This window comes from Lacrimispora indolis DSM 755, assembly GCF_000526995.1.
Classification (GTDB): Bacteria; Bacillota; Clostridia; order Lachnospirales; family Lachnospiraceae; genus Lacrimispora; species Lacrimispora indolis.
Genome location: NZ_AZUI01000001.1, coordinates 4628194 through 4651091, shown reverse-complemented (window position 1 = coordinate 4651091; position 22898 = coordinate 4628194). Strand labels below are relative to the sequence as shown.

Here is a 22898-nt window from a genome sequence, read left to right as displayed (position 1 = left end):
TCTATTATTGAAGCAGTAATTTTGCATAAAAAGCGGTTTGATTCTGGTTGACCATGATCTTTGCAGCAGTCTGAAGCTTTTCCTGAGCTTCCTGACTTAATATCATGGTTTGAAGAGCAGGTTCCATGGAATTGCCTGCGCTTATGTAAGACATGCCGCAGGGTAAGATTGTGGTAACATGTTTGGCGGTTTCATAGCAGTCTCTCAAATATCTTCCAAAGCTTTCTCCGGACAGTCCTTTCGTATCTCCCTGGATGAAACAGCCGCGTATGGATATGAAACGCAATTTTCTGGCTTCTGCGGATAATTGTGCTAATTCTTCCATTCTGAAGCCCGGCAGTTTTCCACTGTCATAATCTTCCGGAATCACGGAAATTCCTATCACTTCTAAATGTCCCGGAGCCAGATATCCGGCTGCTTCTTCATTGATAAGCTCCATCTCTTCTAAACTGGATACAACGAATTTACAGGTTCCAATGGCTGCCCGCTCTTTATAAAGGGCAGTGAAGTAAATGTCATTTCTGTCCATTCCGGCCAAAGAGGACAGACGGACGGAGCTGCTGTTTTCCGCCTCCAATGCCCAGCCCTTTTTAATGAGATACTTTACAGTTTCATCATTCAACTCCCCTTTGTAGAGATATTGAAAGCCGGGAATCAGTTCCAGGACTGACTGGGCTTTTTCCATTTGATCATTCATATGGTCTTCTCCTTATCCATTCATGTTACTTTCAGAATAGCCCATTTAGATTATATTTCAAGTTCTTTTTCCATGGATATCGGGGCATAGGAAAATCCTCCGGAACAATGGTCAGGAGGATTTCCTTGTGCTTACATAAGTGATTTATAAAGTTTGATGATATCTTCCAGACTGGCTTCCCTGGGGTTTCCCGGAGCGCAGGCATCTGCTGCAGCGGATTCTGCCAGGAACTGCACATCCTCTTCTTTTGCTATTTGGGTCAGGTCGGCCGGTATCCCTATATCGGCAGACAGCTTTCTCACCGCATCTACCGCCGCTTTGCGGTATTCCTCCTCTGACATGTTCTCAGTTCCTTCCACACCCAGTGACTTTGCTATGTCACGGAACTTCACGCCTGTGTTTCCGGCATTGAACTCCATGATGGCAGGAAGAAGGATGGCATTGGCAATGCCATGAGGCGTGTCATAAACAGCGCCAAGTGCATGAGCCATGGAATGCACGATGCCAAGACCGCAGTTTGAAAATCCCATTCCTGTGATATACTGGCCCAAAGCCATTCCTTCCCGGCCTTCCGCAGTATTTTCCACCGCTCCTCTTAAGCTTTTGCCTATTAATTCAACAGCCTTTAAATTGAACATATCTGTAATGGGATTGGCACCCTTTGTGATATAACCTTCAATGGCATGGGTCAATGCATCCATGCCCGTGGCAGCTGTCAGACCTTTTGGCATGCTGGACATCATATCCGGATCCACAATGGCGACCACAGGGATATCATGAGGATCTACACAGACGAATTTCCTCTTCTTTTCCACATCAGTGATTACATAGTTAATGGTAACTTCCGCTGCCGTACCTGCGGTGGTAGGAACAGCGATGATGGGGATGCTTGGCTTTTTGGTTGGAGCTACTCCTTCCAGGCTTCTCACATCTTCGTATTCCGGATTTGCTATGATGATGCCGATGGCTTTGGCCGTATCCATGGAAGAGCCGCCGCCGACCGCTATGATATAGTCTGCCCCTGACTTCTTAAAAGCTTCTACCCCTGTCTGTACATTTTCTATGGTTGGATTTGGTTTAATATCCGAATAAACCTCATAATCCAGTCCATTTTCTTCCAGAATCTTTGTGATCTTTGAAGTTACGTTAAATTTAATCAAATCCGGATCAGAGGCAACAAATGCCTTCTGAAACCCTCTCCTGTTTACCTCCCCCGGAATCTCCTGAACCGCACCGGAGCCGTGGTATGATGTTTCATTTAATACGATTCTGTTTGCCATGACAACCTCTCCTTCTCCTTAATTATGGACATGCTACTTATGTTACAATATTAACAACTAAGGGAAAAAAAATAAAGTTACAGTTTGAAGTTTTTGTAACAAATTTTACAAAAGCTTCAAACTGTAACTTTTATTATGTGCACATCGACTATACCCTACATCAGGCCAGCTTCTGAAAATACCGCAGCAAGTCTGGGCGGCATGGCCTCCGTCAGGCTTGCTGCCATCTCTTCCGGAGTCTGCTTCATGCCAGAAAGCACCCATTTCACCGTCATATATACGGAACCTCTGCAATACATCTCAAGAAGAAACTGGATTTCCTCGGAAAGCAGTTCCTGTCTATTCCGGGTAATGAGCTCCGTGTAAAATCCCATGAACAGTTCAAAATCATGCTCCTTTAAAGAATTATAATCATCGGAACGGAATGCCTCTGTAAAGAATATCTTCTCTTTTATGATGAATTCGTACTTTTTCTTCAGGCTTTGGCCCACGGTTTTTTCCACTCCGATCTGAGCAAAAGATTCCATTACCAGCTTATCAAAATACCAGTTGATCAGATCGTATTTATCCTTAAAATTGCGGTAAAAGGTTTGTCTGGTCATTCCGCACCCATCCACAATGTTCTGCACCGTAATCTTATCCACGGGCTTTGTCTTCATGCAATCCTTTATGGAATCAGCCAGACGGTATTTTGTTTTTTCGCTTTTGCTTGGATTTTCAGTCATGTTCCGCTCCTGCCCCGTATATTCCTGCCAAGGCAGCGGACAAAGTCAAGCATACTTAACCTTGGCGGCTGCCTGCAGGGTCAGATCCCCCGCAGAATACTGCGGAGTATTTGATTTATGCCTATTTTACCACAGGTTTCAAGGTTTGTGAACACAGACTTCCAAGGGATTTTCTGCCCTTCTGCCTGTTAAAGCTTTGTAATATCCATGGTGTATACGGCTCCCCCATAAGTATAATAGCTCCTTAAATCCACTCCATGAAGAACTCCGTCAATTTTTACCACAGCCGGAATATCCCGTTTTATATATTCCAGGCACATGCGGTTACTGATGCAGTAATCTTCCAGAATGGAGTAAAACTCTTCTTTTGTACCCGGCTTTTCATTTAAGTCTATGACCAGGGTATGCCCTGCCTTAGCCATATTCAGCTGGTTGGCAGTGCGCTTTGCATATAGGTAATTCAGCGCCCACCTTCCGAAAAGAAGGACAGCATCCGACAAGATCATGTATCTTAAATAATTCGGGAGAAATTGGGCGAGGAGCAACAAAATGAACAGGAAAATGTAATACCAGTATACAAAAGCCATACCCCTAAGCCAGCTGAGATCCATTTCCGGCAGCCGTTTAAATAGCTGAAGCAGGCAGCCTGCCGCAAGATAAATCAGAAAAAACAGGCCAAGGCGGTCCATAACGGTTTCCAGCTCCTGTCTTCTGGAAAAAAGCCAAAGCCCCATTAACCCACCGGCAAACAAAATTGTCCCCAAATCAATCCCGGAAAGCAGAATTTCCCAAAAAGCTTCTCTTTTTCCCTCATTTCTATTCATAATGCCTCACCTCCAAAATCCTGTCTTTTACCTCTTTTAAATATTTTCTGGAAATATAAGTTACCTGGAAATTTATCATGGATACCTTCATAAGCCCATTCAGCATGGGGGTATATGTCCTTACCTTATCTATATTCATAATCACAGACTTGGATATCCGGATAAAATTAGACGGAAGAAGCCGCTCCAGCTCATAAAGCCTCTGATTCGTCTCATAGGTTTCCTCCTTCGTATGGACTACCTGCTTTTCATTAACCGTTTCAATCAAACAAATTTCGTGACTTGGCACCCGGCAGAGCTTTCCTCCCCTTTGACACAACATTGTTACTGAACGGAACAAATCCTGTTCCAGATATTCCACAAGACGGTCCATTGCATCATCCCGCTCATGGATGGATAAATGTGCAGTTTCTTCCGCCTCGTGGCTGATTGTTTTAATATTGACTTTCATACTGCTTCCTCCTTACTGCCAGTTCATCATATCACATTTGAACCGGTATTTACAGGGTTTATGGGTAAGTGGCTGGTTTGAAACGGTAAGAAGCAGACACCATAAAAAAACTGCACCATCTGAAGGATTTTGGAAGGTCAAAGGATATGGATCAATCCATTCCCACCGTTCTCAAAACCGTCAGACAGTGCAGCTGACACTGAAAATCGTTATACATGAGTGTATTTCCGATTTAAAAAAGCCGACTATTTTTTCGAAAATTCTAAATATATTTCACGGTATTTCTCCAATAATTTTTTCTCATCAATTTCTGCTGCAAGACACCCGATTTCCGTCACTGCATTTCCGCCTGTAACATTACCAAACCGGATACAGTCATCAATATCAAATCCATAATACAGTCCATACATAAATCCGGCGGCAAAAGCATCCCCTGCCCCTGTGGAATCAATATGTTTTACAGGAAACGGCGGAATCGTATACGTGTTTCCGTCCTTCTTATAAATACATCCTTCATTGCCCTTTTTTACAATCGGAATATGCAGATACTGTCCCAGAATATTCAGAGCTTCTTCTGCTGTTTTTGTCCCGGTGATTTTTTCTGCCTCCATTTCATTTGGTATAAAATAATCCACATAAGGGAAAACATCGCAGTACCAGTCAAGACTCATGGTATCGTTCCATGCCGAATCCAGCACAATGACAGCTCCCGCTTCCTTTAGAGGTCTGCACAATTCCTTTTGTTCCAATGACAAGTAAGCAATCTTACTTCCTTTATAAAACTCATATACTTTCTGATTTTCCACAAAAAACGCATCATCAGCCGGGCGGTAAGAAATAATACCCCGGTCCTGTTCACATGAGACCACACAGCTAAGCGTCACGGGATCATACTCGGGAGAAGAAAGCATGTTGGAATAAGTCAGCTTATTCTTCTCAAGCTCTTCCACAAGGTATTGGCTCAAGGGTCCTTTTCCTATATACGTAGCCAGTTTTACAGGAACCCCCAGCTTTGACAGGAGTACCAAGGTAGCAACCGGGCCGCCCCCTAGCTGTCTTGAACAGCTTCCGCTGTAGATTTCTTCTCCCAGGCGGGGCATTCTGGGAGAGTTTCCAAAAATAAAATCCACATTGGCAATGCCAAATCCTGCTACTCCAGCCATATCCTTCCTCCTGTATACTCCTGATATGCATCAAAATAATCCTTTACAATCGACTTAGCCAGAGAATAGGAGGATACCAGCGGATGGAGCATCAAAGCATCTGCTGCTTTTCCGGCATCATGTTCCACAATTGCCTGCGCTGCTGTTCTCTCATAATATTTCACCCCGCAGATTAACTGCCTGACGCTTTCCGGCACCTCATAATCTCCTGGTTTTGGCTTTGCCCCTTCTTTGGAGATATCGCACGAAACTTCTATGATGTCATCCTTTTTAAGCCATGGAAGTGTTTCTCCATTGGGCATGCATAAAATCATTTCGCCCCTTTGGCCGGTGATCCTTGCCCGCATCAGCGCCAGTGCTACGCCTGCATATCCGCCCTCATCTTCACTATATAAATCAAACTTCGGAATGCTCTGTTCCTCTCTGGCCACAGAAGTTTCTCCCTGCATGTAATTGCACTCCCTTAAAAAGGTATAGTGGCTGTAGATCTCAAGCATCTTGTCAAAGTCCTTATCAGCCTCATACCTGCCCAGTTCCTGAAGCATCTTATGATTGATGGCCTGAATTCTTTCACCTCTTGTCTCACTGGTTTTTTGGATATTTTCCAATGCTTTTTCCCGGTAATAAAAATAGTATAAGTATTCATTGAGCATACACCCAAGGTGCATGGCCAGATCCGGATCAAAATAACGCATATCAGTTCTGGTATATAACTCAGGGTTTTGCAGAATCTCATTTATCATTTCCTTTCCCTGCTTTTTCACACTGGTAAAGTAAGATAAGTGGTTTAATCCGATCAATCTGACGCTTAACTCCTTCACATTGGTTCCATACAGAGCTGCGATCTGTCTTAAAAATCCTGACGGCGCATCACAGATCCCATATACAAAATCATATCCCTGGTCTCTTAATGCCTGGGTAACCAATCCGGCTGGATTTGTAAAATTAAAAACACAGACATCCTGACTAGCATACTTTTTTATCAGTTTACAATAATACAGCAAAGCAGGAATGGAACGAAGCGCCATGCCAAAGCCGCCTACCCCTGTTGTTTCCTGGCCGATGACACCATGATTTAAAGCAATCCGCTCATCCATAATGCGGCTTTCTTCCTTTCCAACCCGAATGGTGGTAATGATGAAATCCGCTCCCAGGACAGCCTCCTTTGGACCTGTTGTACAGCCGAATTTCACTTTTGGAGCAATCCGGGCAAAAGCTTCCTTGACCATGGCCCCAAGAATATGGACTCTCTTCTCGTCAATATCCATAAATACAACTTCTGTTATGTGCAGTTCATCTGCTTGCTGGGCCAGGCTCTTTGCCAGCATCAGGCTGCGGGAACCGCACCCTCCGATCACTGTCAGCTTCATACTAATCTCCATTCCGCCGCTGGTGCCGGCGGCATTTCTTTATTCTTTGCTGCCCTATTAGAAAGCCTGTTTTTTAATCATACTGCTGATGCTGTCCACGGTAATACTTTCACTCAGGAACAGCCCTTCCGCATATTTCACACCTGCAGTTCTTCCGTATTCTTCCGCAAGATTCATTGCATAGGGCAGCACCTTTTGAGACCGGTGGGCTTCACAGGACTTTTTCTTAATATCAATAACATCTGTGATATCCACATAGATATCCGGCCTTCTTTTGTTCCGCTTGTTATCCGCACCAAAATATAGAATTGCTTCATAATGCCAATCCATATCATCCTGGGAGTATTTTTTCAGCCCAGCCGTAAAGCAGGCTGCTTTTGTAATCTTAGATACAGCTACATGGTCCGGATGGTAATCCTCTTCAAGAAGGGTCAGAACATATCTTGGGGAACAGTCTCTAAGATGGGGGATCAAAGCATCTACCGCGCTTTTTTCAAAGTAAACACCTGCATCCGGGAAATCCAGCATTACAAAATAGTCCAGTTCCAATATTTTGGCAGCTTCTTCTGCTTCCTTCTCTCTTACATCCTGCCGGGCATATCCCCCCGATTCTCCTCTTGTAAAGATCACCAGACCGGTCTTATACCCTTCTTTTTTTACTTTTGCAAATATTCCTGATGCGCATACTTCCAAATCATCCGGATGAGCGCATACTGCTAACAAATCAATCATCCTTAACCTCCCTACTGCTTCGCTCCAGTGGTTGCAATTCCTTCTACAAATTGCTTCTGAAAAATAAAGAAAAATAAAATCATGGGAAGAATTGCGATAATACCTCCCGCCATAACCTGTGGATAATAGGTTGTATGTTCACCGATCAGCATTGCCAGGCCAGCAGACAATGTCATTTTATTCATGGAATTATTCACAATCAGCGGCCACATCAAATCCTTAAATGTAGAAATTGCCGTTAAAATCGCCAGAGACACCAAAGCAAGCTTCATAAGCGGCAGCAAAATTTTGAAATAGATCTGAAAATAATTACATCCGTCCAGCATGGCCGCCTCGTCCAGGCTCTTTGGCAATCCTTTGAAGAATTCACGCAGCATAAAGGTTCCAAATGCACTGAACACCTTTGGAAGCCATAATGCGGTCACTGTATCTGCCAGTTTCAGCTTAACCATGATATCATAATTAGGCACTAAAAAAATTTGTCCCGGAACCATCAGCAAAGCCAGCAGGATGATAAAGATCACATCCCTGCCCGGGAAATCTAATCTGGCAAAGGCATAGGCAGCCATGGAACAGATTGACAGTTCTACTGCTATGGTAAAAAACAACACAAGAAATGTATTCATATAAAAATAAGCAAAAGGAAACTTATCTAAAACCTGCCGGTAGCTCTGAACGGTAAAGACTTCCGGGAATATTGTAGGCGGTATCCTGATACTTTCTTCATAATCTTTAAAGGAAGTCAATATCATCCATAAAAACGGAGCAACCGTTACAATTGTGCATATGATCAAAAGCAGATAGACCGGCCATTTCTTTTTCATTCCATCACACCCTCTCTTTAATCATCATAAAATACCAGTTTCTTTTGTAGAATCATTTGTACTGCAGTAATGAGAAGTATCAATAAAAACAACATGAAACTGATTGCCGCTCCATAACCTTTATGGAACTTAACAAATGACTGCTCAAAGAAATATGTGACCAGGGACCGGGAAGCTTCTGTTCCGCTGCTTCCCTGAGGAATCATCAGGTAAATAAAGTCAAAGATCTGAAACACATTTATAACCGTTGTCACACATACAAAAAAGATGGAGGGGGACAAAAGGGGCAACGTGATTTTAAAAAACTGCTGCACTGAATTAGCCCCGTCAATCTGAGCTGCTTCCTGATAACTCACAGGAATCCCCTGAAGCCCTGCCAAAAGCACAATTACCTGATAAGCAACACTGGCCCAAATGAACACTGCTGATATGGAAAATAAGACCACCTTAGGATCCGACAGCCAGGCCACCGGATCAATGCCAAACCTGCCGATCATTTCATTAAAAATGCCAAACTTATAATTCATCAGCCATTTCCATAAAAGACCGATTGCAGCCGGAAGTGTAACTGCAGGCAGAAAAATGAATACCCGGAATAAATCAATGCCCTTCACCCTGAAATTCAGCAATACAGCAATCCCTAACGCCAAAATCACCACAAGAGGAACACAAATCACTACGTACAAAATGGTATTGGCAAATGCCCTTATAAATGCCTGGTCCTGAAAAAGCCGGCAGTAATTCGCCAGTCCAACAAACTTAGGAGTTCCAAAGCTGGACTTGTTCGTAAAACTATAGTATACATTCTGAAAAAAAGCACCGATAAAAAATACTGTAACGCCTGCCGTCAAAGGGAAAATCATCAGATACCCGGTCAGCATTTCCCGGCGTTTTAACCGTCCGGAACTTCTCTTTTTCTTTTTCATCCCATACCCTCTCATTCATAATGCAGAACTTCCTTATAAGATTCTCCTCATACGGTGTGAGCTTCTTCCCTTTCGGTTCAATGCAATCCTCTTTTTTATGACTCGCTGTCCAACACGCTTTGCATTGCTTTTTGAATCTGCTGACAACCTTCTTCCGGGGTTATTTCTTTTGCAAAAATTTTACCTGAAATTTCCGACAAAGACGGAAGCCAGTCTGCAACAGTCAGAGAAGTGGGGAAGGGGTATCCTGTCTTTGCTGCTTCAAAGATAACCGCTGCATCAATATGTTTTGTCTTATAATACTGCTGGGCGCTTAACAACGCAGGTACATCGATTTTTGCCTCTGCCTGAAGCTTGTTGGACTCCTCTCCTGCCAGATACTTCACCAGTTTCCATGCGGCTTCTTTTTCTTTGCTTTTAGAATTAATTGCGTATCCCAAACCGCCAATAACACTTTGATTGCCATTTTCCTTTAAAGGCATGGCAATGGTTCCTATTTCTTCCCCAAAGCTGGCCTCATCAAGTACAGGTACTTTCCATGAACCCATGAACAGCATTGCGCCTTTTTGAGACAGGAATAAATCCGTTCCCTTGGTATCAGATAAAACTTCATTACCAGGCATTAAACCTGCTTCAATCAGATCCACGATATCCTGATATGCTTTTATTGTGCCTGCCTGATCAAATCCGGCCGTTTTTTTATCTTCACTTATGACAAATCCGCCTGTCTGAGAGATGAAATTAAAGTAAGAAGGCTGTGGATCCAGTTCCATCAAAATCGGATATTCATCGGAACCGGCGGCACTGATCTTATCCTTTAACTGATCAGCAGTTTCCACCATTTTATCCCACGTCCAGCCCTTTGCTGGCTCAGCCACATTGTATTTTTCAAAAATGGCCTTATTATAAAATACCTGGACCGTATCGATTCCTTTTGGAAGGCAATACTGTCTCCCATCATACTGCAGGGAGTCCGCTACGGTTTTTACATAATGCTCCATATTTACGCCGTCTTTTTCTATGTACTCATCAAGGGGCTCCAGCACTCCTGCGCTTGCATATTTAGGAAGATACGTATTCATCCAAAACACATCTGCCGCATTGTCCGAACCCATAGCCGCATCCAATTTTGTCCAGTACTGAGACCATGGCGTCAGCTGCAGTTCCACATCAATGTCCTTATTTTCCGCTTCAAACTTTTCTATTATTTCATCAAAAACAGGTTTCTGAACTTCATCCCACAATGCAAACGTAATTTTAGTTTTTTTATTTTCCTTTTCTCCCGTTTCCGTTTTCCCGCTTCCCCCTGTATTTTGGCAGGCAACTAATGAACCCGCCATGAAAACTCCCAGCACCATACACAATATTTTTTTCATGCTTAACCTCCATTATATTTTTATTTTACCCGTGATCCTCACTTTTCATTTTCATTCATAGTTCTCTGCACGTGCCGCCTTCCTCCAGCTTATAAGGCAGTGTTATTTCAATGTTTTCCTCTTTTTCTTTTTTCTGAAATGTATCCAAAGTATGTTCAACCATCATTTTAATTGGCTGCTTAATGGTTGTCAGTTTTGGGGTCACCTTCTGTGAAATGCTGATCCCGTCAAAACCTAATACAGATATATCTCCCGGTACATTTAAATTCGCCTGATCCAGAGCGCTGATCACCCCCATGGCGGCATCATCACTGAAAGCGAATACAGCTGTGAATTCCAGTCCTTCTTTTAATGCCTGCTGTGTCATGTTAAAACCGCTTTCATAGGTCAGCTCTCCGCATTTAATCATCTTATCCCCAAGCTCTAATCCAAATTCTTCATAAGCTCTTTTACAGCCCGTAATTCTCTGAAATCCGGAACTAATGCTTTTAGGGTGATCAGACAGTATTAAAATATCTTTATGACGTAATTTCAGTAAGTATTTTGCCCCCCCATGAGCCGCTGCCAGATCATTAATGTGGACCATCTTACATCTTTTATCCGTACTTATCCCTCCTAACATAACTGTCTTTATATTCTTGGCTTCTATGTAGTTCAGCATATCCTGATTTAAATCCTCTTCCAGATAAATCACACCTGTAATGTCCAAATCCCTGAAAAACTGTTTGTATTCTTCTCCGTCCTTTGAAACAGGAAAAAACACCATCCGGTAACCGTATCCTGGAACTTCTTCTAAAAGTATTTTTAATACTTCACTGAAATACGCAAGCTTTAAATTTGTGAGCAGCACAGCTATCACACCGGGATTCTTTTGTTTACTTACCGGAGTATAATCCAGCTCATGGGCAGCTGACTCTATTTTTCTGGCTGCCTCATCTGTCACAATATTTTTCCCGTGAAAATATCGTGAAACAGTTGCAGGTGATACACCAGCTTTCCTTGCTACATCTCGAATGTTCACCCCCATTTTTATCGCTCCTTTGTTAATATTGTTTTATTTTTTTCTGTTTTTTTAGTTTTTATTATAAAAATCATCTTACTACTTGTCAATATTGTTTCATTTGTTTCACTCCTGTTTCATTTGTTTCAGGAGTTATTCATTATAATCCCAACATTTCTACATGAATTGTCTTAATTATATTTAAGAAGAACTCTTTGAGAATTCCTCGTCATTTAATTCTGATTCTTATCTTACACTTTTCATAGTTTTATGGTCTTTACTCCGTCTCTCTGCTCTTGGTCTTTCTTACAGGCAGTCATGGGCTTATGAAACAATTTCTCCTTTCATATTCCAGGATTAATCATCACATCTGATATAAGTAAAACTTATGTCATATATAAAAAGCATTAAGTTTACCAATATCAATTATCATGTTATAATAAAGTGAAATTAAAAAATATCCCATCAATATTTGTCATGGGTTTAAAGGAGAATCATGTATATGGAGAGACTAATAGGTACTGTTTCAAGAGGTGTACGCGCTCCAATTATCCGTCAGGGAGACGACATTGCAGAGATAGTTATTTCAAGTGTACTTGATGCAGCAAAATGTGAGAATTTTGAATTACGTGACCGAGATGTTATCGCCGCAACCGAGGCCATTGTTGCCCGTGCTCAGGGTAATTATGCCACTGTTGACCAGATCGCGGCAGATATTAAAAATAAATTTGGTAATGAAACCATCGGTATCGTGTTCCCTATATTAAGCCGTAACCGTTTTTCCATTTGTCTGAAGGGCATTGCAAGAGGTGCAAAAAAAATCACATTAATGTTAAGCTATCCTTCCGACGAAGTAGGCAATCACTTAATCGATCTGGATGCTTTAGATGAAAAAGGCATTAACCCATGGACTGATATTTTAACAGAAGCAAAGTACCGTGAACTTTTTGGCTACCGTAAGCACACCTTTACGGGAGTTGATTACATTGAATACTACAAGGAGCTTATCCAGAAGGAAGGCTGCGAAGTGGAAGTTATCCTTGCAAACGACTGCCGTACCATCTTAAATTATACAAAACATGTACTTAGCTGCGATATTCATTCCCGGTTCAGAACGAAACGTCTGTTAAAGGCCGCCGGTGCAGAGTCTGTATATGGCCTTGATGATGTCTTAACCGTTTCGGTTGACGGCAGTGGGTATAACGAAAATTATGGCTTGCTTGGCAGCAATAAAGCTACCGAAGATACTGTTAAGCTGTTCCCCCGGAACTGCGAACCAATTGTTAAGAAGATTCAGGATGGCTTCCTTGAAAGAACCGGAAAACATGTGGAAGTTATGGTTTACGGTGACGGTGCTTTCAAAGATCCTATGGGGAAAATCTGGGAATTGGCAGATCCCGTAGTTTCTCCGGCATATACGGAAGGACTGGAAGGCCAGCCCAATGAAGTCAAATTAAAATATCTTGCTGATAATGATTTTGCTGATTTAAGCGGAGCAGAACTAAAGGCTGCCATTTCCAATTATATTCAAAGTAAAGAGAGCAATTTAGTGGGCAGCATGGTATCTCAGGGAACCACTCCCCGCCGGTTAACCGACTTGATCGGATCCCTTTGCGATCTTACTTCAGGCAGCGGTGATAAAGGAACTCCCATCGTATTGGTACAAGGTTACTTTGATAATTACACCAAATAAATCAGTAAGTATGTTTTATTTTTTGTATCCTGGAATTTTTACCTTTCTATCAAAACCGATTAAAAAATTATAAAATAAAGAACGGCAATGGCTTTTAACCATTGCCGTTCTTTATTTTGGATCCTTGTAAGTAAAATCATCTTTGCTTTGCCCTGACAAACTCTATTGCTTCTTTACCGGTTATATGTTCAACATCGATTGCAATGATGTAAGCCTGTGTACATCCGGCTATTTCCTTGTGTCTGGCATCCTCCGGCTGATCACCGGAATACTTTTCCACCAGGGCCATGAATGCCTCCAGCCGTTCATCCCCCTCCACAATTCCGGCTTTTCCAAAGGCAATAACGCTGCGAAAGTGAGAAGTATATTCTTTACTGACAATGGTATCTTCATCAATTATGGAAAAGGATACCTTGGGGTCTTTGGCGATAGCATCGATTTTATGTCCGGCTTTTGCTGAATGGAAATAGATTTTTCCATTCAAATATACATAGCTTAAGGGGACTGCATAAGGGTAGCCTTCATCTCCCATGCATGCCAAAACACCATTTGTGCATCGGTCCAATACCGCTTTTGTATCCTCAGGTGATAATAATTGTTTGTTTCTTCTCATTTCTCTAAACATTCCGTACTCCTCTCTTTCCTTGAAACACATTTCTGCTGAATCATATGATTTAATTATAGCAAAGATTGTCAATAGCCTCATATCCCGGCTGTCACGTCAATGGGGTATTCCCAATGACCAAGGGTCACAGCGCACCCCGCACCATGGGGCGGACCCTCTGCATTGCTGCTTGATGAGGTAAAATTGAGATCTCCACTACAGAAAAATTATCAGCAGCTTCAAAAAAAAGATCTGGATGCCATGAATCAGTCATTAGCTCCCAATCCAGGAAAAGATATACTGCACCTGTTCCTGACTTTGGATTTCGGGTTTTTCAAGCTTTTGAAAAGTTCCTTCCATTCCCTTTTCCAATGCGGCCAGATGGAAGTGGCAGACGGCTATGCCTATGTCCACCCTTTGAAGGTCATTTTTTACATTGTCGTTTTTTAAAGTTCTTGCCAGATAAAAATGGTACGTGTCTTTATCCTGCACAATTCTCCAGGGCTGCTTATTGGCAGCAGAAGGTGCCAGCCGTACCATTTCCAGCGGAAAAGCATACTCCCCTGCCTCGGCCTTTGTGAGCGGCTGTGAGAAATCCTGTTTAAAAAACAGTTCGCTCCATTCTTTTCTCTGATCGGACTTTGACGCCCACCTCATCAACGATTCCAGCGTTCTTTTTTTACCTATAGGATATCCGATAGGGGAAATGCAGGGGAAAAGGTCCCCTTCTTTCAGATTCATGGCCGCGCCAAAGCTGCTGCGGTTAAAGGTCCCGCCAATCCAGCAGGTGCCAAGCCCAAGGGATGCGGCATACAGAACCAGCTTTTCAAAGGAATAGCCCAGCGCTTCCAAAGCCAGATCCCTGTCCGCCACCGATGCGCCGATAAAGTTCCCCGCACCTTTTATGACCCCATAGGTTCCCAGCTTTTCCCCATCGGATGATGTTGCCTTTTCCAGAAGGCGAAAGGTAACATCTACGGAAAAAGGATTGGATAAATGATCCATGTATGTGTTGATTTTATCTTTATCATCTTTTGAAAGACCACGGTTCTCATAAGTACGGATGCTGCTGCGAACCTTGACCGTTTCCTCAACAGGGAAATCCATTTTCATATTTTACTGCTCCTCTCTTTTTCAGACTAATGTCTTATAAAGATTGATTTCACCGGGTTTTTCTACGAAATCTGCAAATAAAGAGGCGGCTTCTTTAAAATGCTTTGCCTCCATATGTTTGTTCAGCGATTCCAGATCTTCCCATTCCTCAAGCATGGTCAGCAGATGAGTGTTTTTTATGTCCTGAATCAGCTCATAACGTATGCAGCCAGCGTCGTTCTGCCGGGTATCCTGTACCAGCTGTTTTGCTGCTGATATAAACTCATCTAATTTTTCTGCTTTGATGTGATTCTTTGCAACGACTTTTATCATTAGTTTATTAGCTCTCCTTTGCTGTTTGTCTCCAATTTTCGTAATGCACTCTGTCCGCCTTATAACGGTCAATAAATTCATTTTTCTGCCCATCAGGATAACCAATGGAAATCAGGGCAAAGGGCCTGATATGATCCGGAAGCTCAAACAGGCGGCTCACATTTTCTGCAACAGCATCGGACGTGGCAACCCCAAGCCATACACCTCCAAGTCCCAGATGAACGGCTTCTAAAAGCATATTTTGTGCTGCAGCACCCATATCCTGCTCCCATCCGGCCGGCACGATCAGTTCTTTATCATTGGCCAGTAAAACAAAGGTTACGGCAGAATTGGCTGCCAGCTTTGCATAAGGTGAGGTTTCAGCAAGCTGAGCCAGTTTTTCCTTATCCTGTACCACAATAAATTCCCACGGCTGCTGATTGGCAGCCGATGGAGCCTGCATGGCCGCGTGGAGCAGCTTATCAATTTTTTCAGGCTCCACCTCCTGAGCTTTAAACTTTCGAATGCTTCTTCTGATAAAAATTTCTTCCATAGACATGACCTCCTGTATTATGATCTTTATTTTTTATCGTCCAGACTTTTAAGAAGCTTGCTGCTGATTTCTATAAATCTGGAGGTTTCTTCTTCTGTCAATACATCCTCGTACTTGCCTTGAAGCATATTCCACGCTGTTATAATATCACTTTGCAGTGCCAGGCCTTCTGGCGTCGTACAAAGATATACATTCTTTCCTTCCGATTTCTTTACAATAAACTCATTTCGCTCAAGCCGCTCAAGCAGACGGGTTATGGTAGAAGGTGTCAAATGCAGTGTTTCACCAATTTCCTTCTGAGGTATGCCGCCTCTTAAGTTTACTATATACAGGAGTATTGCATGGCTTGGGGATAACCCTGTTTTGCGGAAGGCTTCATCCGCAATTCTTCCCAATTCCCGGGCCAGTTTTGTGGAAGTAAAAAACAGGCAGCCATTAAGCTTACATTCCTGATCCTTTGTCTCGAAATTGCAATCCAAAATAATACCTCCTTTGTTTGTACATACAAATATATCATTTCTTTGGTGCGCCGTCAAGTGTAAGTTTACAGCATTGCCCTCCATGGGGGTGGACCCTCCGCTTCGCTGCTTGATGAGGTAAAAAAAACAGGGTATTTTGCCGCCGCCCTTACGGTAAACGGCAAAATACCCTGTTATCTTATTCCCAAAGCACAATCTCCCTCAAAGAAAGAGATTCCTGCACTTTAATGATCCGCTGATTGGATGATCCTCTAAACCGCAGCCTTAGATTCTTTTTCTCCACTTCAAACTTTCCGTCTACCAGAACATCCAGACAGGCTAAAATCCTCTTTGTCTCCGGAAGCCTTTCCCCCATGTCTCCCAGGATATCCTTTTCAAAATCATATCCAGTGTAACACCAGATCGTCTTTTCCGGAAACTGTTCCTTTACCTTCTCCACCAGAGGCAGAATCCCTTTCTGGTTTGCCGGGTCCATGGGTTCACCTCCCAGAAGGCTTAAACCGGCAATGTAGGTATGGTCCAAATATCCCAGTATCTTTTCTGTAATTTCCGGCCCGTATTCCTGGCCGTAATGGAAATCCCAGGCTTCTGAATTAAAGCATTCCCTGCACCGGTGATTGCACCCGCTGACAAACAAGGACACCCTGACTCCCGGACCGTTTGCTACATCTGTAGGCTTTATGGTGGCATAATTCATGGCATGCCTCCTACAGATGAAGGACTCTGGATTTGATCTCCTTTGTCTTTCCGGTGTTCCAGAAGTTTTCTCCTAAGTATCCGCAGGTTCTTCTGGTCACATTCATCCGCTTCTTGTCTTTGTTATGGCACTGAGGGCATTCCCATTCCATGTCGTCGTTGATGATGATCTCCCCGTCAAAGCCGCATTCCTGACAATAATCTGATTTGGTGTTAAATTCTGCATACTGGATGTTATCGAAAATGAATTTTACCACTTCTTCCATTGCTTCTAAATTGTTCTGCATGTTGGGAACCTCCACATAGGAGATGGCCCCGCCGGAAGAAATCTCCTGGAACTGGCTTTCAAAATTGAATTTGCTGAACGCATCAATGGATTCCCGCACATCAACGTGATAGGAGTTGGTGTAATATCCTTTATCCGTGACATCCGGTATGATACCGAAACGCTCCCGGTCGATTTTTGCAAACCGGTAGCAAAGAGATTCTGCAGGCGTCCCGTATAAGCCAAAGCCAAGACCGGTCTGCTCTTTCCACTGGTCAACAGCATTTTTCATATAGTTCATGACGCGAAGGGCGAATTCTTCTCCTTCCGGAGCCGTATGACTGACCCCCTTCATGAGCTTTGTCATCTCATAAAGGCCAATGTATCCTAAGGAAATGGTGGAATAGCCGTCGCGAAGCAGGGGATCGATCTTTTCTCCCTTTTTAAGCCTTGCAATGGCACCATACTGCCAATGAATGGGGCTCACGTCGGAAATAGTTCCTTCCAGAGACTTATGCCTGCACATCAGGGCTTCGTAGCACAGACTTAAGCGGTCATCCAAAAGCTTCCAGAACGTATTCTCATCTCCTTTAGCCAGAATTCCGATCTGGGGCAGGTTTAAGCTTACCACACCCTGATTGAATCTTCCTTCAAACTTGTAATTACCGTTCTCATCCTTCCAGGTAGACAGAAAGCTTCTGCAGCCCATACAGCTGAATACATTTCCTTCGTAATTCTCCCGCATTTTTTTTGCGGAAATGTAATCCGGATACATACGCTTGGAGGAGCATTTCACTGCCAGCTTGGTTATATAATCGTATTTTCCGCCTTTTAAGCAGTTGTTCTCATCAAGCACATATATCAGCTTGGGGAAGGCAGGCGTGACATAAGCTCCCGCTTCGTTCTTGATTCCTTCCAGCCTCTGGCGGAGGACTTCCTCCACGATCATGGCATTCTCCCTGATGTATTCATCCTTTTCATCAAGGTATAAAAACAGAGTGACAAAAGGTGCCTGTCCGTTGGTCGTCATTAAGGTATTGATCTGGTATTGAATGGTCTGGACGCCGGATTTCAGCTCGTCTCTTAAACGGATGGCCGCCATCTTCTCCACCATTTCCCCAGTGACCGTATCTCCGAATTCTTCACGGATCTGGTTATGGAATTTATCATTGCTTTTTCTCAAGTATTTTCCCAGATGCCGGATATCCACAGACTGACCGCCGTACTGATTGCTGGCAACAGCCGCAATGATCTGGGTCATGACGGTACATGCCACCTGAAAGCTTCTGGGGCTTTCGATCATCTTTTCGTTCATAACGGTGCCGTTATCCAGCATGTCACCGATATTGATCAGACAGCAGTTAAAAATCGGCTGCACGAAATAATCCGCATCATGGAAATGAATTGCTCCCTGTTCATGGGCAAGGGAAATCCTCTCGGGAAGGAGCATCCTCTTTGTCAGATCCCTGGACACTTCTCCCGCAATATAATCCCTCTGAGTGGAAGCCAGTATGGTATTCTTGTTGGAATTTTCCTCTGCCAGCTCCTTGTTTTCGTTCTTGATCAGCTTGAGAATGGACTCATCCGTTGTATTCGCTTTCCTAAGAAGCGCTCTCTGGTAACGGTATATGATATACTTCTTGGAAAGTGTGTATTTATTTTTATTTACAAGACCGATCTCAATCATATCCTGAATGGTCTCAACGTTGATCACATCCTCCACGCGGCTCTCCACATAATCCAGTATCCCATCGATCATTTCCTCACCGGCCTGCTCACATGCTTCCACTTCTGCATTTGCCTTCCGGATAGCCGTAACGATCTTTTCTCTGTCATACTCTACAATTCTGCCGTCTCGCTTTTGAACCTTAATCATTCCTGTCACCTTTACCTCTTCTATATTTTGTGTCTTATGTATTGGTATCACTATATCTAGTGCTTTTTTTATTATACACTATGAAAAGAAAAAGTAAAGGGGATTTTTTCCTTGTTACCGGATAAAATTTGTTCTGGGAATTTCTTCCCTGGCTGGAAAGCTGATTCCTGCGGCTTTTCCCACCTCCAGGCATTTTAACAGCCATGCCATATTTTTGCCGAGAGTCCTCATGGTATGAAGCCCTTCCAAATCCTGCTCCACCTCCTGAGGGGTAAATCCGTGTACCATGTTCCAGTAAGAGGAAGAAACTACCGGCATCTGTGCGATGGTAAAATATTTGTTTAAAACATCAAGAGATGCGGTGGTTCCTGCCCTCCTGGCGGATACAACGGCTGCCCCGGGCTTAAAGGCAAAATTCCTTCCCGCATAAAACAAACGGTCCAGGAAGGAAACCACAGTGCCGTTAGGGGAAGCATAGTGAACCGGGGAGCCTACGACCAGTCCTGCAGCTGTTTCCATTTCCTCCAGCACCTGGTTGACCATATCATAAGTAAATACGCACCTTCCTGTTTCTGAACACTTTTGACAGGCAATGCAGCCATGGACAGACTGGCTCCCTACATGGAAAATTTCTGTCTCAATGCCCTCCTCATTCAACGCCCTTTCCACCTCAAGAAGGGCGCGGTTGGTACAGCCTCTCTCATGAGGGCTTCCGTTTAACATCAGCACTTTCATCACTCATCCATCCTTTCTTTCTTATCATTTATAGAAATGCATTCATTTTTAAATGCAGTTTCTCTAAATATCCAAAAGCCCCAGCAGATCCTCTTTGGTCAGATTGCTTAGAGATACGGTTCCTTCCGTTATAATCTGTTCCGCCAGATCCTTCTTAGATTCCTGAAGCTTTAAAATATTTTCCTCAATGGTGCCTTTTGTGATCAGTTTGAATACGCTCACCTGCTTCTCCTGACCGATCCGGTGAGCCCGGTCCGTTGCCTGGTTCTGAGCCGCCACATTCCACCATGGGTCAAAGTGTATGACCACATCGGCAGCAGTCAGGTTAAGGCCTGTGCCCCCTGCTTTGAGGGAAATGAGAAACAGGGGAACCTTATCATCTTTAAAGGAATTCACCATATGGAGCCTCTCCTCCTTGGGAGTTGACCCTGTCAGCATGTAGTAAGAAAAAGCTTCTTTTTTCAGCCTTTGTTCGATGATATCCAGCATGGAAGTAAACTGGGAAAAGAGCAGGATCTTATGGCCTCCCTCCACACCGTTGCGGATTAAATCCATGCAGGTTTCCAGCTTTGCCGATTCCCCTTTGTAATTCTCATAGCATAAATGGGGATCGCAGCAGATCTGCCTGAGCCTGGTAAGCGCCGAAAGGATCTGAATGTTATCCTTTCCCGATCTGCCTTCCAGACGTTCAAGCTCCTGCTTTAAGCGGAATGCATTTGCCGCATACAGCTCCTTTTGTTCCTTGTCAAAGGCAGAATACACAGTTGTTTCCAGCTTATCCGGCAGCTCTTTTAACACATCCTTCTTAAGCCGCCTTAAAAGGAAGGGACCGATCAGGCGGTGAAGGCTTTCCAGCACCGTTTTTTCCTGATCCCTGACAATGGGCAGCTCATACTCTTTTTTAAATTTCCGGTAGTTGAACAGAAATCCAGGCATAAGGAAATCGAAAATGCTCCACAGCTCGGACAGACGGTTTTCAATGGGAGTACCGGTCAATGCAAACCGGTTCTTTGCATCAATGTTCTTTACCGCTCTGGCGCTCTGAGTGGACGCATTTTTAATGTACTGGGCCTCATCAATGATCTGAAACCGGAAGGACCTGCTTTTGTAAAGATCAACATCCCGTTTCAGAAGATCATAGGAAGTGATCAGCACATCTTGTTCATCCCCATGGTTTAACAGTTCTTCCCGTTCCCCGGCCATGCCGGTGACTGTCACCACTTTAAGGGAAGGGGCAAAGATACGGAACTCATTTTCCCAGTTATACACCAGGGAGGCCGGACAGACGATGAGGGAGGTGGTATGCTCCTTTTTTCCTGCTTCATCAAGAAGCAGGGCAATGACCTGAATAGTCTTTCCAAGTCCCATGTCATCGGCCAGGATTCCTCCAAAACCATAGCTGTCCAGGGTTTTAAGCCAGCGGTATCCCGTCTTTTGATATCCTCTCAGCACATGGCGGAGAGGCTGGGGAATTTCAAAATCGCTGTCCTCAACAGACTTCATTCCTCTGACCACGGCTTTATAAAGCTGGTCTCTGTAAAGGGTTATGCCGTTTCCTTCTTTCAAAAGACTGTCTAAATAAAGGGCTCTGTATTTTGGAAGGCGAAAAGACTTGTTCAGCGCTCCCGGATCTGCGGACAAACCCTCCACCAGTTTTGCAACCGTTAAAAGTCCATTATCGTCAAGACTAATAAACTCCCCGCTTTTTAACCGGTAATACTTTTTTTTCTGGCTGTAAACCTCCAAAAGCCTGGTCAAATCCTCTCCTGACAAACCGTCAGTATCCACACTCAGCTCCAGCCAGTTTCCCGTGCTCCGTACTCCGATGGATACCTTGGGAGGCGGCAGGATCTTTAATTTCTTAAAGGATTCGGAAAAATACACCTCTCCCAATGACATGAACTCACTGATGCCTGAACTTAACAGCCGGTATACCGCTTCCTCATCATCCCGGATGGCAGGATATTCTGATTCATATTCCTTGTATTTAAAATACCTGGTTATTAAGCGGCTGATGCGGAACTCTCCCGGTATATCCCGGCATACGGTACGGGGAAGGCGTTCATCCTCTACCGGCTGGAAAGAATAATCTCCATAAGAAAGGGTCGGCCTTAGAACCAGCTCGTCAGGCCCGTCAGAATCAAAATCAAACCGGGCTTTCAGCTCATCCGGTTTATAGTTCTCCAGATCCACTTCCCTGGAGTCAATGGTGCAATAGGCGGCGATCCTCTTTAAAACCCTCTCGTAAAAAAGAGGCATATCCTTGTTGTTGATTTCCGTTTCATAGGAGGCTTTATACCCTTCCATCATCTGCTTGAGAAACACGGAAAGAGCCTCACTGCAGGACTGGTCACAGCAATATAAGTACTTTGTATCTGCAAGATAGAAACGGTGTTCGCCTTCAAAGGCCAGTAAATCCCGGTCAATGGACACCAATACCCCTTCACGTCCCTGGCGCTTTACCACGACCGTTAAATCAGGATTTCGGTCCACCACCGCAAGCTGCCGCTTCTGTCCCTTGTAATCCTCAATTTCCAGGGTCTTCCCCATCATGATCCTAAAAAAACGGTCCCGGTTTGCCCGGCTTAAATTCAAAAACCGCAGGACAGGTTTTGTGGAAAAAGAACTTTTCTGAAACTGCTCATAATGTTCACAGTAAGAATCCACGATCTCCAGAACGAATTCCAAAAGAGGACGGCTTTCCTTTACAAAGGCAGAAGGACTGTGATGGAATGCCAGATTTTTACCGTACTCCACATATGTGCCGTTCTCCACCGCATTTGCAAAGGAAGCTAAATCCTTGACCATGTAGAGCCGGTCTCTTCCCAGCTTAAACTCCAGCTTCACTTCCCTGCGGCTGACCAGAAGGGACAGGTCAAGCTTTACCTGCTCTTCTTCCCCCTCGCCCATGATGCGGGATACCTCCCTGTTGGTATATTCCCGGATCATGGCTCTTGCCTGCTGGGAGGTGGCTACCGGCCTTCCCTGATTTTCCGATTCCTGCTCTTTATAAGCTTCTAACAGGGCCATGCAATGGGGGCACATGCCCCGGTAGGAATTTCCCTGAGCACAGGAACAAGAGTAGTCAAAAACCTGACTACCCTTGATATGCAGACTTGCCCTATATTCCTTTCCCTGGTCCTCTACCAGGGCCCTGACGCCTGATTCGCCCTTCCAAAAGGTATTTGTCGTCAAGTGTGATACTTTCATAGTTCCTCACATCCG

The 22898-nt window shown here is 43.9% G+C and carries 22 protein-coding genes; 1 reads left to right on the top strand and 21 read right to left on the bottom strand.

The features are described from left to right. Positions 1–4: 4 nt before the first annotated feature. The 12 genes from K401_RS0122620 to K401_RS0122565 form a co-directional block, all read right to left on the bottom strand. Positions 5–697 (bottom strand): type III PLP-dependent enzyme domain-containing protein, encoded by a 693-nt coding sequence (locus tag K401_RS0122620; protein WP_024295087.1) that lies wholly within the window; start codon positions 695–697, stop codon positions 5–7. A gap of 131 nt (positions 698–828) precedes the next feature. Then, the gene (gene fucO / locus K401_RS0122615) at positions 829–1977 is read right to left on the bottom strand and encodes a lactaldehyde reductase (protein ID WP_024295086.1); all 1149 of its coding nucleotides are present in this window, start codon (positions 1975–1977) and stop codon (positions 829–831) included. Positions 1978–2132: 155 nt separating this feature from the next. Next, positions 2133–2702, bottom strand: a complete 570-nt coding sequence (locus K401_RS0122610) for a TetR/AcrR family transcriptional regulator C-terminal domain-containing protein (protein ID WP_024295085.1) — start codon at positions 2700–2702, stop codon at positions 2133–2135. A gap of 188 nt (positions 2703–2890) precedes the next feature. Continuing rightward, on the bottom strand, positions 2891–3526 hold the full coding sequence (locus K401_RS31465) for a DUF4318 domain-containing protein (protein ID WP_024295084.1): 636 nt from the start codon (positions 3524–3526) through the stop codon (positions 2891–2893). Further along, positions 3519–3977 (bottom strand): LytTR family DNA-binding domain-containing protein, encoded by a 459-nt coding sequence (locus K401_RS0122600; RefSeq protein WP_024295083.1) that lies wholly within the window; start codon positions 3975–3977, stop codon positions 3519–3521. The genes K401_RS31465 and K401_RS0122600 overlap by 8 nt, the downstream gene beginning before the upstream one ends. Positions 3978–4222: 245 nt before the next feature. Continuing rightward, complete coding sequence (locus K401_RS0122595; protein WP_024295082.1) at positions 4223–5140, bottom strand: carbohydrate kinase family protein; 918 nt, start codon at positions 5138–5140, stop codon at positions 4223–4225. Then, positions 5128–6510 (bottom strand): family 4 glycosyl hydrolase, encoded by a 1383-nt coding sequence (locus K401_RS0122590; RefSeq protein WP_024295081.1) that lies wholly within the window; start codon positions 6508–6510, stop codon positions 5128–5130. Before K401_RS0122590 ends, K401_RS0122595 begins: the two co-directional genes overlap by 13 nt. 57 nt (positions 6511–6567) lie before the next feature. Beyond that, entirely contained in the window at positions 6568–7242 is a 675-nt protein-coding gene (locus K401_RS0122585; RefSeq protein WP_024295080.1) for a PIG-L deacetylase family protein, read from the bottom strand. A gap of 11 nt (positions 7243–7253) precedes the next feature. Next, positions 7254–8066 (bottom strand): carbohydrate ABC transporter permease, encoded by an 813-nt coding sequence (locus K401_RS0122580; RefSeq protein WP_024295079.1) that lies wholly within the window; start codon positions 8064–8066, stop codon positions 7254–7256. 17 nt (positions 8067–8083) lie between these two features. After that, positions 8084–8992: a carbohydrate ABC transporter permease gene (locus K401_RS0122575; RefSeq protein ID WP_024295078.1), complete on the bottom strand. Its 909-nt coding sequence runs from the start codon at positions 8990–8992 to the stop codon at positions 8084–8086. A 95-nt stretch (positions 8993–9087) separates the two neighbouring features. Continuing rightward, positions 9088–10368 (bottom strand): ABC transporter substrate-binding protein, encoded by a 1281-nt coding sequence (locus K401_RS0122570; protein ID WP_024295077.1) that lies wholly within the window; start codon positions 10366–10368, stop codon positions 9088–9090. A 55-nt stretch (positions 10369–10423) separates the two neighbouring features. Beyond that, a complete protein-coding gene (locus K401_RS0122565) occupies positions 10424–11395 on the bottom strand; it encodes a LacI family DNA-binding transcriptional regulator (RefSeq protein WP_024295076.1) in 972 nt (323 codons plus the stop codon). Positions 11396–11870: 475 nt separating this feature from the next. Here K401_RS0122565 and K401_RS0122560 point away from each other — a divergent pair, with 475 nt between their 5' ends. After that, positions 11871–13061, top strand: coding sequence for a coenzyme F420-0:L-glutamate ligase (locus K401_RS0122560; RefSeq protein WP_024295075.1), 1191 nt, complete (start codon positions 11871–11873; stop codon positions 13059–13061). A gap of 136 nt (positions 13062–13197) precedes the next feature. Here the strand turns inward: K401_RS0122560 and K401_RS0122555 are convergent, their stop codons facing one another. From K401_RS0122555 to K401_RS0122515, 9 genes are all read right to left on the bottom strand, one after another. Continuing rightward, positions 13198–13686, bottom strand: a complete 489-nt coding sequence (locus K401_RS0122555) for a pyridoxamine 5'-phosphate oxidase family protein (protein ID WP_024295074.1) — start codon at positions 13684–13686, stop codon at positions 13198–13200. Positions 13687–13938: 252 nt separating this feature from the next. After that, positions 13939–14778, bottom strand: a complete 840-nt coding sequence (locus tag K401_RS0122550; RefSeq protein WP_024295073.1) for a nitroreductase family protein — start codon at positions 14776–14778, stop codon at positions 13939–13941. Positions 14779–14799: 21 nt separating this feature from the next. Then, the gene (locus K401_RS0122545) at positions 14800–15090 is read right to left on the bottom strand and encodes a putative quinol monooxygenase (RefSeq protein ID WP_024295072.1); all 291 of its coding nucleotides are present in this window, start codon (positions 15088–15090) and stop codon (positions 14800–14802) included. Between the two features lie 7 nt (positions 15091–15097). Then, on the bottom strand, positions 15098–15622 hold the full coding sequence (locus K401_RS0122540; protein ID WP_024295071.1) for a nitroreductase family protein: 525 nt from the start codon (positions 15620–15622) through the stop codon (positions 15098–15100). Between the two features lie 26 nt (positions 15623–15648). Next, positions 15649–16101 (bottom strand): MarR family winged helix-turn-helix transcriptional regulator, encoded by a 453-nt coding sequence (locus K401_RS32045; RefSeq protein WP_166435292.1) that lies wholly within the window; start codon positions 16099–16101, stop codon positions 15649–15651. A gap of 178 nt (positions 16102–16279) precedes the next feature. Further along, positions 16280–16798, bottom strand: a complete 519-nt coding sequence (nrdG, locus tag K401_RS0122530) for an anaerobic ribonucleoside-triphosphate reductase activating protein (RefSeq protein ID WP_024295069.1) — start codon at positions 16796–16798, stop codon at positions 16280–16282. A 10-nt stretch (positions 16799–16808) separates the two neighbouring features. Further along, positions 16809–18938 carry an anaerobic ribonucleoside-triphosphate reductase gene (gene nrdD / locus K401_RS0122525; protein WP_034620553.1) on the bottom strand — a complete coding sequence of 710 codons (2130 nt, stop codon included), beginning with the start codon at positions 18936–18938 and terminating at the stop codon, positions 16809–16811. Positions 18939–19052: 114 nt separating this feature from the next. Further along, on the bottom strand, positions 19053–19673 hold the full coding sequence (locus tag K401_RS0122520) for a flavodoxin family protein (RefSeq protein ID WP_024295067.1): 621 nt from the start codon (positions 19671–19673) through the stop codon (positions 19053–19055). 63 nt (positions 19674–19736) lie between these two features. After that, positions 19737–22883, bottom strand: coding sequence for an SNF2 helicase associated domain-containing protein (locus K401_RS0122515; protein ID WP_024295066.1), 3147 nt, complete (start codon positions 22881–22883; stop codon positions 19737–19739). Positions 22884–22898 lie beyond the last annotated feature (15 nt).

Coding starts and splice junctions, on each gene's coding strand:
- K401_RS0122620 (WP_024295087.1), bottom strand. CDS start 697: ATGAATGATCAAATGGAAAAAGCCCAGTCAGTCCTGGAACTGATTCCC.
- fucO (WP_024295086.1), bottom strand. CDS start 1,977: ATGGCAAACAGAATCGTATTAAATGAAACATCATACCACGGCTCCGGT.
- K401_RS0122610 (WP_024295085.1), bottom strand. CDS start 2,702: ATGACTGAAAATCCAAGCAAAAGCGAAAAAACAAAATACCGTCTGGCT.
- K401_RS31465 (WP_024295084.1), bottom strand. CDS start 3,526: ATGAATAGAAATGAGGGAAAAAGAGAAGCTTTTTGGGAAATTCTGCTT.
- K401_RS0122600 (WP_024295083.1), bottom strand. CDS start 3,977: ATGAAAGTCAATATTAAAACAATCAGCCACGAGGCGGAAGAAACTGCA.
- K401_RS0122595 (WP_024295082.1), bottom strand. CDS start 5,140: ATGGCTGGAGTAGCAGGATTTGGCATTGCCAATGTGGATTTTATTTTT.
- K401_RS0122590 (WP_024295081.1), bottom strand. CDS start 6,510: ATGAAGCTGACAGTGATCGGAGGGTGCGGTTCCCGCAGCCTGATGCTG.
- K401_RS0122585 (WP_024295080.1), bottom strand. CDS start 7,242: ATGATTGATTTGTTAGCAGTATGCGCTCATCCGGATGATTTGGAAGTA.
- K401_RS0122580 (WP_024295079.1), bottom strand. CDS start 8,066: ATGAAAAAGAAATGGCCGGTCTATCTGCTTTTGATCATATGCACAATT.
- K401_RS0122575 (WP_024295078.1), bottom strand. CDS start 8,992: ATGAAAAAGAAAAAGAGAAGTTCCGGACGGTTAAAACGCCGGGAAATG.
- K401_RS0122570 (WP_024295077.1), bottom strand. CDS start 10,368: ATGAAAAAAATATTGTGTATGGTGCTGGGAGTTTTCATGGCGGGTTCA.
- K401_RS0122565 (WP_024295076.1), bottom strand. CDS start 11,395: ATGGGGGTGAACATTCGAGATGTAGCAAGGAAAGCTGGTGTATCACCT.
- K401_RS0122560 (WP_024295075.1), top strand. CDS start 11,871: ATGGAGAGACTAATAGGTACTGTTTCAAGAGGTGTACGCGCTCCAATT.
- K401_RS0122555 (WP_024295074.1), bottom strand. CDS start 13,686: ATGTTTAGAGAAATGAGAAGAAACAAACAATTATTATCACCTGAGGAT.
- K401_RS0122550 (WP_024295073.1), bottom strand. CDS start 14,778: ATGAAAATGGATTTCCCTGTTGAGGAAACGGTCAAGGTTCGCAGCAGC.
- K401_RS0122545 (WP_024295072.1), bottom strand. CDS start 15,090: ATGATAAAAGTCGTTGCAAAGAATCACATCAAAGCAGAAAAATTAGAT.
- K401_RS0122540 (WP_024295071.1), bottom strand. CDS start 15,622: ATGGAAGAAATTTTTATCAGAAGAAGCATTCGAAAGTTTAAAGCTCAG.
- nrdG (WP_024295069.1), bottom strand. CDS start 16,798: ATGAATTATGCCACCATAAAGCCTACAGATGTAGCAAACGGTCCGGGA.
- nrdD (WP_034620553.1), bottom strand. CDS start 18,938: ATGATTAAGGTTCAAAAGCGAGACGGCAGAATTGTAGAGTATGACAGA.
- K401_RS0122520 (WP_024295067.1), bottom strand. CDS start 19,673: ATGAAAGTGCTGATGTTAAACGGAAGCCCTCATGAGAGAGGCTGTACC.
- K401_RS0122515 (WP_024295066.1), bottom strand. CDS start 22,883: ATGAAAGTATCACACTTGACGACAAATACCTTTTGGAAGGGCGAATCA.